The following is a 13,330-nucleotide window of genomic DNA, read 5'->3' as shown; positions in this document are numbered from 1 at the left end:
CGCCCGTCCATCCTCAACACCCCCACCGACATGGTCGAATATGATCGCAAAGCCCTGAAGGAAACCATCGAGCCCGGCTCGCTGAAAACCTGCATCGTCGGCGTCGGCGGAGCCGGTGGCAATGTGCTGGACCGCATCACGCTGGACCGCACCGTGGAGGCCAAGCTGGTCACCGTGCACACGGACATCCGCGTGCTCAGCCACTCGATGTCTCCGCACAAGGTGCAGCTCGGGGTGGAGCTCATGCGCGGCATCGGCGCCGGTGGTGATCCGGAGCTCGGCCGCGAGGCCGCCGTCTTCTCCCGCGAGCAGATCCGCGAGGCCGTGGACGGCCATGACATCGTCTTCATCTGCACCGGTCTCGGTGGCGGCACTGGTTCCGGCGCTGCTCCCGTCATCGCAGAGATTGCCAAAGGCACCGGCGCCCTCGTCTTTCTCACCGCCACCATGCCCTTCAGCTTTGAAGGCAAGCGCCGCCTCAAGCAGGCCGAGGAATCTCTGGACCAGCTCCAGAAGCGCGCAGATGCGCTGATCCTCTTTGAAAACAACCGCATGGGCGAGCTCACGCTGCCCAAGGACGGTATCCAGAAGGCATTCACGCAGGCGGACCAGCTCATTGCCCAGTCCCTGCGTGCGGTGTCCACCATCCTTTCTACGCCAGGCCTGGTGAAGCTGGGCCTCGATGACCTCACCGCCGCTCTCAACACCTCCAACGGACGCTGCCTCTTCGGCTTCGGCGAAGCCCGCGGCCAGAACCGCGGCAGCGAGGCCGTGAAGCGCGCACTGAAGTCTCCGCTTATCGATCAAGGTCGTCTTCTTCACCAGACGAAGACCCTGCTCGTCCACATCGCCGGCGGTGAGTCCCTCACCCTGCTCGAGGTGGATGCCATCATGAAGCTGCTCGGCAAGAACGTGCCGGACCAGACGCACATCTTGTTCGGCGTCGCCGTGGATGCAAAGCTCGGAGACTCCGTCTGCGTCACGCTGCTCAGCTCGCTCGGTCTCGCTCAACTGAATACCGTCGCGGCTGCCGCACCTCCGGTGGACATGCTGCCGGTCAAGGATCGCCCGATGCCCTCCATCATGGACAATCTGGGCGCGCCTGCCGCACACGCCCCAGCTCCAGCATCAGCACCATCACCTACTCTCATCCCTGCCACAGCGGCCGCCCCTGCGCCCCGCGCCTCCAAATCATCCCTGAGAGCTGAGCTCGCCAAGTCTGCACCTGCCACAGAGCCGATGGACTTGCTTTTCAGGAGCGAGGAGATCGCCGCTCCTGCGGCTCCGACCTCCATCACCTCCGCACCGCTTCCGCTTTCCGTGGAGGAAGTCAGCGCGCCAGAGTTTGAACCCGAGCCCGAGCCTGAGTCCTTCCTGGAGGAAGAGCCGCAAGCTGAGGCTGAGGCCGTGGCTGAGGCGACCTTCGAAGAAGAGCCTTCTCCGTTCGCGGATGAGATCATCATCGAGCAGCCGATGGCCGCCGCTCACATCCCAGAGCCAGAGCCCGAGCCGGAACCCGTGCAGCCAGTGCGCCCTCCACGGCCGCGCATTGAGGACTTCATCACCCAGCCTGCTCCGCGCCCCGCACCTCTGCCCACCACCTCGCTCGCCGCTGTGGTCGGCCGCGCACCCGCGCCTGCGGCGGAAGACGCCCCTTACATGCCCGGTTCCCGTCTCGCCTCCAAGGTGAGCGAGGACGACGAGCAGATCGCCTTCCGCTTCGGTTCTGAAGAAGACCGCGGCCGCTTTCAGAAGACCGAGCCCGTCCTTGCCGATGGCGGCGAAGACCTCGATGTCCCCACCTGGATGCGTCTCAAGCGCAAGCTGAAGAGGTAATCCATCGCCATAAGCAGGTGCGAAGTTCGTTAGACTTCGCGCCCTCATGCCTTGCCGCTGTCGCGAAGCGTCCTGGAGTGCTCCAGTCCTCTGGAGCTTTCCGACGGAGCGGGTGGCTTGCGGATTTCACAACGCGTAAAGCCCCGCATGACCTTCGCATTCACCATGCGCGAAGATTCTCGCCAGGACTTCCAGAGCGCCAGAGGCCAGGCGCAGTCCAGGACGCTATCGCGACACTCAAGATGCTGCGTGGTGAAGTCCGTTGATGGCTAAGCCGCCCGCTTCCTCCTCCAAAGCCCCAACAACCCCGCCACGCCTAACAACAAGCATGACCCTGGCTCCGGCACGGCCGCGAGCTGCAGCCAGGCCGCACCACCGCCGGGATTGCCGATCGGTGTGTAGTCACCAGGGCCCATGACGCCGTTCACCATGCCGAGGATGGCCTGGTTCGCCTGCAGCAGGTCCCAATCCGTGGAGTCGACAGCGTTGTCATCGGCGGTCGGCATCAGCCAGCTCCCGCTGCCGGGGCCATTGGTCGAGTCACGCACCAGAGCCCACTGCGAGGTCGGCACAAGGTCGAGCGCATTGTACACCCAGAGGTAGGCCACCTCCCCTGACTGAAAGGTTTCCGCACTGAACGAGCTCTGGCCAAGGCCCGGCGTTCCCGTCTCGCTCAACTGGGCAAAGCTTGTGAAGTAACCCTCGGCCGGATTCCAGCCGTCACCGATCACCGCACGGTCAAACACCTTCCAGTTGGCGGCCCATTGGTCGAGATTGTTGTCCGTGGGCACAAAGCTTCCAAACGTGCCGATCTCAAAGATGAAGGATGAATCCAGCGCTGTGCCGGTGGGATTGACGATGACGTCCCCGCTGCCATCAAACCAGGAGATGGACGTGCCCAGCGCCGGCTGCAGCAGCAGGAGCGAGGCAGCGAGGATGCGTAGTGAATGCTTCATTGGTTAGGCTCAGGAGGTTCTTGATCCCACAGGAACGGGGTCGTTTGATGAATGATGAAGATGCCTTCAAAGGCAGGCACCAGGGGGGTGTCGTTCACGTTCCCGAGATTCTGGTCGCCCTCGAGCACCCACTTCTCGGGGTTCGATCCGCTGCGCTGGAGATAGTAGGCCGTGTAAGGCGCCGCCGGTGGCAGGGCCGTGTTGTTCCAGACACGCAGGCGGTCCGCCTGGGTGAGACGATTGCTCGCCACAAAGCCGCGCGCGACTTTCATGCTCAGCGCGTTCGGGCTGGTGATGGTGGTGAGGCCGGAGCTGACAAAGTTGTTCCCCACAGCCAGTGTCACCCGCAGATCCGTCTCACGCACAAGCCCAACCAAAGGTATGTTCGCGTTCGTTGTCCTCGGATTCACAAACAGGCCTTCACCGGGGGTGATCACACGCCCGGCACGATCGAGAGAGTTCTCATCGCCCGCGAGCACCCAGCGGCGCTCATTGCCACTGCGCAGAGACAGCCAGTGCTCATGGTAGTTGTTGCCCGCGCGATTGAAAAACAGCACGCGATCCGCGCTCGACTGCCGGTTCGAGGGATGCAGGGCCGTGGTGCCGATGACACTGCCCAGCGTCTGATGCTGGCGCACCACGATGGTCGATCCTGTCAGGTCTGGCAGCGTGTCCGTGGTGGAAAGCAGCGACCCGAGATCCAGCGTCACCGTTGCCGCTGCGGTCGCCACTTCCTCGATCTCAAAACGATTGCCGGAGTGGCCGCCGCTGATGACCTCGACATAATAACTTTCTCCCGGCACCAGCGCCGCGGCGAGATTGCCTCCAGGACCCACCGCATCGCTCAGATCCAAAGCAGCGCCAATGACACCCGTCACCACACCTCGCAGCACTTCCTGCCGAACCAAAGGCATGGCAAAAGCGCGTGAGGCGCCAGCAGCCACCGCATGACGGCGCCAGCACCAGGTCGGTGTGTGAGCAGTGACTTCGGGCTCAGGTGAGGCATCCAGGCTCAGCTCAGAGCGAAGACGCACATAACCTTGTGTCTTGCCGTTGAAGGCCGGATCACTTTCCACGTCAGGATAGGTCACGGTTTCAAAACCATTGCCCGCGGACACCACGGCAGGAACCAGGCTCGAAAGCGTTTCCAAGCCCTGGCCATCCGAAAGCATCAGTGAAACACTCGTTCCCTCAGTGCCGCCGGCGCGCCGCTGGAATTCGAAGTCAAACTTGCCGGTCACGCTGTTCAGCTTCAGGCGTGGTGGGAAGGTCACGCTGCTCAGGAGACCTGTGCTGGCATCCTGCCCCAGTGTGAACTCGAGCGCGTTGTTCAGCGCATCGCCCTCTGGGTTGTCCTCGGCACCATTCAGTCCGTTGAGCGGATTCTCCACCTGCCATTGCGCAAAATTGCGCGGCAGCACATTCGTGAAACCGAAGTCCAGGGTGAGATCCGTGAAGGCATCACGCACATCATCCAGGGCTGATCCAAGACCAGTCTCGCCATTCTCGGAAGTCGGCGCGCTTCCAAGCTCCAGCGTAAAATCAGCCGTGCGCACGCCTGTGATGGAAGCATTCGGCACATCGATGCCGTCTTCACTGATGTCATCATCACTCAGGGCCGTGCCGGGCATCGACTTCATGCCCGCGAGAGGTGCTGAGGCAGCAAACATGTCCGCGGAGATCTGCAGGAAGTAAGTGCCATCCTCCACATTGACGAACTCATAGAGGCCGCCATTGGCCGTCACTGTCTGAGCGACCTGTCCGCCAGCATTCATCAGCTTCACCGTCACACCGTTCACGCCTTCGCCATTCTGCGCTTTGCCGTCTCCGTTCTCATCGATGAAGATCAGGTTCCCCACGCTCGTGCCTGGAGGCGCGGCGTTCGTGGTGAAGGTGATGGGAGCGCTCAGCGTGCATCCCAGGGAATCCACTGCACGCAGGGTGAAGCTGATCTCGCCCGGCGTTGTAGGCTTGCCAGAGAGCACACCTTCCGCACTCAAAGTTAGGCCACCTGGCAGCGTGCCGATGGCGCTAAAGACATACGGCGCCACACCACCGGAGACGCTAAAGCTCTGCGTGAAGTTCAGCGCCTGCATGGCCGTGTAGCTGTCACCGTTCGGCGTGAGCATGAGGTCCGGACACTGAACGCGGAAGCCCAGGTCGATGGTCATGTTGCCATTCGCATCATCACTGTCATCCATGTCTGTGCCCGCGCCTGTTTCACCGTTGAGACTGGTCGGCCCGCCGTAATAGTCCAGGGTGATGAGAGTCGTTGAGATGCCCGTGCTGATCGGATTCGGCGAGTCCACACCGTTTTCATCCGCATCATCGTCCACCGGCATGTCATAACCATGACCGGTGAGGCTGAGACTATGGTAGAGCGGCGCGCCTGCCTGGAACTGCGACGCCGGCACATGCACAAAGTACCCTCCAGGCTCCAGGCCGGCGAACAGATAGTGCCCGCCATCGGCGGTCACCACGTTGCGCGTGGGTTCAGCAAAGGCAGGATTGTCACCTTCGCGGTAGAGCAGCACGGTCACACCATCCACGCCTTCATTCGCATCCGGGCGGTCATCAAGATCACGATCGATGTAGATCAGATTGCCCATGCGCAGACCGGCCGGTGGCAGCGGCAGGAAGCCGAGGTCGATGGTCATGTCACCATCGTTGTCAGAATAATTCTCCTCATCGGGATCCTCATCATCAGCATCTGCGCCCAGGCCGGTCTCTGTGTAGTCGTTCATCGGCTCCGTGTTTTCAGCCAGCTCAAACTCCGTGCTGGAGATGCCAAAACTGGCCGGCAGCGCATTGTCCACGCCGTTCTCGCCGGCGTCGTCATCTTCACCATCATCGATGCCGGCTCCAAGCATGGAGACGTATTGATGCAAGGGCGCGCCATTGGCAAACTGGCTCGCTGGCACATGCACAAAGTAGCGGCCAGCCCCCAGCCCGGTGAAGCGATAGTGACCATTCGCGTCCGTGGTCACCGGAGTCACCAGAGGACTGGTGTTGGCCGGATTCGCTCCTTGATTGAAAAGCTGCACCACCACATTTGGCACACCTTCACCAGCGTCCGCATGACCATCGCGGTCCTGGTCGATGAAGATGAGATTTCCGACCGAGAGCGGCTGCGGGGCTTTGACGACCAGCGTGAAAGTGCTCGTCCCAGCGCACAGTTGGGTATCCGTCGCTTTCACGTGGATCACGTATTCGCCTGGGAGTGTGACCGAACCCGTGAGCTCGCCAGCCGCGCTCAGGCTCAGGCCGGAAGGCAGAGGCTGTGCGGCACTCCAGGTGTGGGGTTCCACGCCTCCTGAGGCCATGAAGATGAGATTCACGGCACTCCCGGCCACCACGGGACGCAGGCGCTCGCGCATGATATCGATCTCAGGACACACCTGGGTGAAGCCGAAGTCGATCGTCAGGTCATAGTGTGCATCCACCAGTGCATCCTGCTCAGCACCGCGGCCAAACTCACCGGACTGCGTTCCTTCCTGAGAGTCATCCGTCGGCTCATTGCCCACGGAAAGCTCGAACACATTCGATGCCACACCGGTGCTATCAGGCTCAGGGGCATCCTCACCGTTCTCATCCAGATGATCATCCAGGCCATCGTCATCACCTCCGCCCAGGATGGAGGTCTTGGCATAAAGATGCCCACCCAGTTGAAACTCCTCCTTCGGAATATGCGCGAAGTAGCGGCCCGGCTCCAGCGCGCTGAAGAGATAGTAACCACCGTTTGCCGTCAGCGTGCTCGCCACCGGTGTGGCCGTCTCTGGATCCGCGCCTTCGTTGAAGAGCCTAACCATCACTTCGTTCACGCCTTCACCGGCATCCGCCGTGTTGTCGTTGTCCGCATCCAGGAAGACCAGGTTGCCCACGCCGAGACCCGGCTGCGCATTCACCGTCAGCGTCACACGTGTGACGCACTCGTTCGCACCTGTCACATCCACCTGGAAGCTCGCACTACCGGCAAAGGCAGGCGTGCCGGAAAGCAGACCAGACGAGCTCAGGAGCAGGCCCGCGGGCAACTCGCCTACGGAGGTATACACATAAGGGCCCATGGCGCCTGATGCCTCGAGCTGGACTGAGTATTCCTTCAGATACATCGCATCTGGCAGAGGCCCTGGCGTGACCACGATGGTGGAGCAGGCAGCCACGAAACCGAAGTCGCGGGTCAGGTCTCCGTTGCTGTCATCACCACTGTCCAAGTTGCTGCCCAGACCGGTCTCGCTGCTGGTCGGCGCATCATCGGTCGTCAGTGTGAAGTCACTGCTGCGCACACCATTCAGGTGAGGGGTCAGCAAGTCTTCGCCATTCTCATCCGCATCATCATCGGAATCATCCACGCCCTGGCCAGAGATGGAAAGCGTGCCCAGAAGCTGTCCACCTGCCTGAAACTCCTCCGCAGGAATGTAGAGGTAGTAGCTGCCGGGATCGAGATTGGAGAAAAGGAAGAAGCCACCGTCCTGCGTCTGCGTCGTGGCCAGCGGTGTGCTGAGCTCCGGATCACCACCGGCGAGGTAAAGCTTCACCGTCACGCCATCCCTGCCTTCATCCGCATCGGCATGGTCATCGCCATCCTCATCCACATACACGAGGTTCCCCACCTTCATCACGCCCAGCGGACTGAAGATCTGCAAGGTCAGCGTGGTCTCGGTGAAGCAGCCTTCGGCATCCGTGGCGCGGATCTTGAGCGAATGCGTCGCCGAGTTCACGGGCGTGCCGGAGATGAGGCCGGCGTTATCCAAGGTTAGGCCGCTTGGCAGTCCTGACAGGTTCGTGGCGCTCCAACTCCACACATAGGGTCCGGTGCCGCCCGTCGCATTGAGCTGAAGCTCATAGGGCTCTCCCACGCGGGCAGTCGGCACAAGGATTGCCTGGAAAGTGATCGCAGGACAACCGCCGCTAAAGCCAAAGTCGACCGTGAGATCCACGTTGTCGTCATCACCCACGTCATCCGCAGCGCGGAAGCCTGTCTCACCAGAGAGACCCGTGGGCTCGCTGTCCGCCGCGAGTTGAATCACCCGTGAACCAATGCCTTCCAGCGCGAGCGAGGTGCCGTCCTCACCGTTTTCATCCGCATTGTCATCCAGCCCATTGTCCAGGCCATAACCTGGAAGCGAGGTCACATTTTGCAGCGGTCCCCCGGGATTGAATTCAGATGCGGGGATGTGAATGAAGTAGCTGCCAGGAAGCAAACCATCGAAAAGGTAGCTGCCGTTTTCATCCGTGAGCCGTGAACCCAGCGGCGTATCCGTCATGGGATCATTCCCCTCAGCAAAGAGCATCACCATCACATCCGGCACGCCTTCGCTGGCCTCCATGTGCAGGCTGCCATTGCTATCTTTGAAGACCGCATTGCCGATGCCTACCGGCTCATACGACGGTACGAAGAATCCCAGGTCGCGCGTGAGATCCACATCCGCGTCACGGAAGCTGTCACTACCTGCATGCAGACCGGATTCGCCAGTGGCCGAGGTCGGAGCACTGCCCACCGCCAGCGTGAAGACCGCCGTGCGCACACCCGTGCTGAGAGGCGAGCCTGCATCCAGGCCATCCTGACCCAGCTGATCATCACCTGCGATATTTCCGGAGATGGACTGCGCCGCATAGAGCTGCTTGAAGAGCCTGAATTCGCTCGGCGGGATGTGCAGAAAATAGTCACCCGGAGCCAGATCCTCGAAGAAGTAGAAACCACCATCGCTGGTTAGGCGCTGCGCCACTGGAGAATCCGTCAACGGATCATCACCCGCGGCAAAAAGACGCACCACGATGTCGTCACGGCCTTCGCCTTCATCGGCGATGCCATCGCCATCTTGATCAACGAAGACCAGATTTCCCACCGCCACGCGGCCTGCGGGGAAGGCGAAGCCGATGTCGTGGGTGAGATCGCTGCTGACATCATTCACACCATCATCCGCATCACTGAAGAGACCGGTTTCATAGGTCGCCGCTGTGGGTGCAAAACCAGCAGACAGGACAAAATTGTCAGTCCGAACGCCGATGCCCGGCGCCACGAAGGCAGAGTCGGCATCACCACCCGTGTCATCATCACCCATGGGTGTAGAAGGAGTCAGCGGCACGGCGGTGGAAAGCACTTTGCCTGGCTCAAACTCGGTTGCAGGAATCTGTAGATGGTAGCTGCCATCGACCAAATTAGTGAAGAGAAAACGGCCCGAGGCATCCGTCGTGGTCGTGCGCAGCGGCTCCGGTCCCATGCCAAAGAGATAAAGATTCACCCGCACGCCAGGGATGCCCTCGCCGGCATCTGCCATGCCATCGCCATCCATGTCAGCAAACACCAAGTCGCCCAGGCTCACGGGGCGATAGAAGCCAAAGTCGATCGTCAGGTTGCCGTTCCCGTCATCCGCATCGTCGGAGTTTTGTCGGAACCCCGTTTCGAAGGTCGCTGAGGTCGGCGCCTCTCCCTGCTGCAGTCCGAAGACAGGCGACTGGATCCCATTCATGGCAGGCTCGGGATCGTCCAGACCATCCTCGCCCACATCATCATCTGCATCCTCTCCCTGCACTTCAGGCAGGCTCAGCATGCCCTGCAGCGCCCCGCTGCTGAACTCCGAAGCCGGGATCTTCACATAGTAGTAGCCGCCGGTGATAGACGTGAATTGATAGCTACCCTCCGCATCGGTCGTCGTGATGCTCACTGGCTCGATGCCTCCCGCTTCCCAAAGCTCCACGATCACGCCCTGGATGCCCACGTCCTCTCCTGGATCAAAAATCTGATTCCCATTTGAATCCCGGAATACCAGATTCCCCACCGTGAAGGTGCCCTGCGCAGAGGCCAGGGTCGAACTAAAGACGAGGAGACAGACCAGGCTGGCCCAGACTTTAGCCAAAGCCCCTCGCGTCCGTAGCCCAAGGCCGTTGCCACGAAGTGACGGCAACGGAGAGGGGCAGGGAGGGGATAATGAGGGCATTTTGAGATTATTTTAATGAATATTATAATAATTACAACTTCTCGGTGAAATTATTTCAGGAGTCTTTATTTCTTACCCAGGCTTTATGCCTCCCTCTAAGCCCGCCCCTGAGCCGCTTGTGGCACCTCCCCCGGCCCCACATTCGCCAGCCAGCCCCCCTCGAACCTGGATTTGGCTGGATTCACTTGGATCGCCTCAAAGTGGCCTCGAAGGCAGCCCCCCAGGTTGGATCCAGTCGGATCGACTCGGATTCTGCCATCTCGCAGCCTCAGCGAACCGCGCCAGCATAGTAGCCATCTCGCTCCGCGAGATGCGCCCACGACCTTGCCTTCTTTCGGCACCCTCGCCCCCACCCAGGTCGGATCTGGTCGAATTGACTCGGATCGCTCTGGTTCCTGTTCTTTCCGCGTTTTCCGCAGGCACTCCTTCTCCCCTTTCTCCAAATCTCCTGTGAAAAAAGCCATTCATCGCCCCTCACGCTCCACCACCCTGTCCACCCTGAAAACTGACCCAAGCGGACCCTTTGGACAGCGCCAACTCCCCTTCTGAAATCATCGATCAAAAATCTTTCCCTCCAGCGCTCCCGTCCCCTACCCTGCTCACCATGGACTCCACTTCTCTGCCCCGCCGCGCCTTCCTCTCCCGCAGTCTCGCCGCCAGCACCAGCGTGGCCGCCGTCACCACCATGCTCCGCCAGCAGCTAAGTGCTGCCGACGACAAGGCCGGAGCCGCCGCGGGCAAGGTCCGCCACTCCGTCTGCAAATGGTGTTACAAGGACATCCCGCTTGAGACCATGTGTGAAGCCGCGAAGGAGATTGGCCTGGAGTCCATTGAACTGCTGGATCCGCCCGACTTCCCCACGCTGAAAAAGCATGGCTTGCATTGTGCCATGGTCAGTTTCCCCACCGCCCTCAGCCCCGATGGTAAAAAGATCGGCAGCATCCCGCACGCCTTCAATCGTCTGGAGCATCACGACCTGCTCATCGGCGCTTATGAACCGCTTCTCAAAGCCAGCGCAGAAGCCGGTTTCAAACAAGTCATCTGCTTCAGCGGCAACCGCGATGGCATGAGCGATGAACAAGGCCTGGAGAATTGCGCCGTGGGTCTCAAGCGACTCCTCCCCACCGCCGAAAAACTCGGCGTGAAGCTCGTCATGGAACTCCTCAACAGCAAGGTCAACCACCCCGACTACATGTGCGACCACAGCGCCTGGGGCGTGGCCCTCTGCGAGAAACTCGGCTCGGCGAATTTCGGTCTGCTCTACGACATCTACCACATGCAGATCATGGAGGGAGACGTCATCGCCACCATCCGCAAGCAGCACAAGCACTTCGCTCACTACCATACCGGCGGCGTTCCCGGTCGTGCGGAGATCGATGACTCCCAGGAACTGCACTACCCGGCCATCATCAAGGCCATCCAGGAGACGGGTTACACCGGTTATCTCGGCCAGGAATTCATCCCCAAGCGTCCGGACAAGCTCGCCTCGCTCAAACAAGCCGTGGGCATCTGCTCCGTGGCGTGAGTGATCCTCGCCGGATCCCCGTATTCTGTGCTCCCGATTTCGCGTGACCGCTAAAAGGCGGTCCGCTTTCGTGTCCTCACGCCTTTCGTTGCTCAACTAATTGTATGTCTAAATTCCTCTCCTGCTTCAGCGCCTCTCTCTTTGCCCTCACCAGTCTTCTCCTCGCCGCTGATGCTCCGAAAACCAAGCTGCCCGAAGCCGTCGAGACCGATCCGCGACTGCACTCCGATGGCAAAGGCTGGAAGCTCGACCAGGCAAAGATCGTCGACCCCAAGCGCCCGCGCGTGCTGCTCATCGGCGATTCCATCCTCGGCGGCTACTTGAAGCAAACCATCGCCGCTCTCGATGGCAAAGCCTATGTCGATGGCTGGATGAACCCCTACAACCAGTCCGAGCACCTGAACAAAAACATCCTCCCCACCGTGCTCGCGAATGGTCCCTACGACATCGTACATTTCAACATGGGCCTGCACGGCTGGCAAGAAGGTCGCATCAAGCCCGGCACCTTTGAGCCGCTGACCAAAGCCTATGTGGAAGTCATCAAGGCCAAGCTCCCGAATGCCAAGATCATCTGGGCCAGCAGCACGCCCGTGACCGTGAAGGACAAACCCACGGAACTCGACGCTGAGGTCAATCCCACCATCATCGAGCACAACCGCATGGCCGCCAAAGTCATGGCCGAGATGAACGTCCCGGTGAACGACTTCTACACTCTGCTCGTGGACAAGCGCAGCCTCGCCCGCGGTGACCGTTTCCACTGGACCGCGCCTGCTTATCAACTGCTCGCTGACATGACCGTTGAGTCCATCCTCAAAGCCCTGCCTCCCGCCAAGTGATGCGCAAGACACTGGTCATCTCTCTTCTCTCCGCAGCCTGCATCGCTCACGCGCAGGACATCCCCGCCCTGCCTGAATCCGCCAAGCTAGCTCTGGAGGAAGACTGGTCCTCCGGCCAGATCGATCCCGCCCGCTGGTATGCCCTGCGCAAGCAATGGGGCGGTGGCAACCATGGCGTGGTGCCGGAGAATGTCTCCGTCGTGGAAGACAAGGAGTTAGGCCAGTTCGTGCTGCAGTGTGAGGCGCATGGCGATCAGTATGACGGCCCCGTCACCGGTCAGTGGGGCAAGAAAACCCGTGTCGGAGGTGTGCTCGTTTCGAAGCAGTATTTTGCTTCAGGCCGTTTCGAGGTGCGCATGCAGATCGGCACGCCGGAAAGCCCCACGCCTTCAGGTACCGTCCCCGCCATCTGGACCTATGGTTACCGCATGGTGAAGGTGGATGAATCCCTCGCGGATAACTTCACGAACACCCAGCCGCTCTACCATCCCTACCTGCAGGAGTGGGGCAAGGGCAGCGCCTTCTACTGGTCCGAGATCGACTTCCCCGAATATGGCAAGGCTGGCCAGTTCAAGACCCCGATGTTCAACACCTTCCTGAACAAGCAGCACGACAGCCGCACCTACGATGTGTTTGGCGCTGCCGATGGAAGATGGCACACCTACACCACCGACTGGCACACCGACCTCGTCCCTATCGAAGGTGTCACGGATGCCCAGGTCGCCGAGGCCGAAGGCTTCTTCTGGGTGCAGGACAAGGCCGTGCCCTACAAGGAGCATTGGGGCAATCCCTTGAAGCGTCTCGGCAAAGATCGTTATGCCGTCTGTGCCGGAAAAATCGCCCGGCATTGGGTCGATGGCAAATTCGCCGGTGAGAACACCAAATTCGTCCCCAGCATGACCGGCCAGCTCAATCTCGGTGTCTGGCTTCCCGACTGGGCCGGCCCCGCCGACTGGAAAACCGCCTCCATCCGCTTCGCTCAGATCAAGATCTGGCAGTTCAACGACCCCGGCGACGTCAAGGGCATCCTCACCGAAGACATCACCGACAGTTTCGATGCTGAAGGGAAGCCGGTGAAGAAGCCTTGAACCGTACCACCCCATTCCAATGGGGTGGAGCGTAGGAGTCCACCCGGGCCAGACAGCCCCCACGACTTCCAAGTCTGCCAGCGGCTTCAAACTCACCCGCACATCGCGAATTGAACCCCATTGGAATGGGGTTCTACGCCCAGACCCAAAC

6 protein-coding genes are annotated in these 13,330 nt (G+C 60.7%); 4 read left to right on the top strand and 2 right to left on the bottom strand.

The features are described 5' to 3' along the window. Positions 1-30: 30 nt before the first annotated feature. Positions 31-1,836, top strand: coding sequence for a cell division protein FtsZ (locus tag BGE01nite_RS07495; protein ID WP_146849814.1), 1,806 nt, complete (start codon positions 31-33; stop codon positions 1,834-1,836). Positions 1,837-2,105: 269 nt separating this feature from the next. On the opposite strand, the gene BGE01nite_RS07490 is transcribed toward BGE01nite_RS07495, so the two are convergent. Then, positions 2,106-2,792 carry a PEP-CTERM sorting domain-containing protein gene (locus tag BGE01nite_RS07490; RefSeq protein ID WP_146849813.1) on the bottom strand — a complete coding sequence of 229 codons (687 nt, stop codon included), beginning with the start codon at positions 2,790-2,792 and terminating at the stop codon, positions 2,106-2,108. Next, positions 2,789-9,649 (bottom strand): SdrD B-like domain-containing protein, encoded by a 6,861-nt coding sequence (locus tag BGE01nite_RS07485; protein WP_170266659.1) that lies wholly within the window; start codon positions 9,647-9,649, stop codon positions 2,789-2,791. Before BGE01nite_RS07485 ends, BGE01nite_RS07490 begins: the two co-directional genes overlap by 4 nt. A 685-nt stretch (positions 9,650-10,334) precedes the next feature. On the opposite strand from BGE01nite_RS07485, the gene BGE01nite_RS07480 reads away from it, so the two are divergent. From BGE01nite_RS07480 to BGE01nite_RS07470, 3 genes are all read left to right on the top strand, one after another. Further along, positions 10,335-11,255 carry a hydroxypyruvate isomerase family protein gene (locus BGE01nite_RS07480; RefSeq protein ID WP_146849811.1) on the top strand — a complete coding sequence of 307 codons (921 nt, stop codon included), beginning with the start codon at positions 10,335-10,337 and terminating at the stop codon, positions 11,253-11,255. Between the two features lie 104 nt (positions 11,256-11,359). After that, positions 11,360-12,091: an SGNH/GDSL hydrolase family protein gene (locus BGE01nite_RS07475; RefSeq protein WP_146849810.1), complete on the top strand. Its 732-nt coding sequence runs from the start codon at positions 11,360-11,362 to the stop codon at positions 12,089-12,091. Then, complete coding sequence (locus BGE01nite_RS07470) at positions 12,091-13,179, top strand: glycoside hydrolase family 16 protein (protein WP_218032924.1); 1,089 nt, start codon at positions 12,091-12,093, stop codon at positions 13,177-13,179. The genes BGE01nite_RS07475 and BGE01nite_RS07470 overlap by 1 nt, the downstream gene beginning before the upstream one ends. Positions 13,180-13,330 lie beyond the last annotated feature (151 nt).

Origin of the sequence: Prosthecobacter gellanilyticus (genome assembly GCF_007992435.1) — a bacterium.
In the GTDB taxonomy this organism is placed as follows: domain Bacteria; phylum Verrucomicrobiota; class Verrucomicrobiia; order Verrucomicrobiales; family Verrucomicrobiaceae; genus Prosthecobacter; species Prosthecobacter gellanilyticus.
The sequence above is the reverse complement of the archived record's forward strand: the minus strand, read 5'-3'. Positions and strand labels throughout refer to the sequence as shown.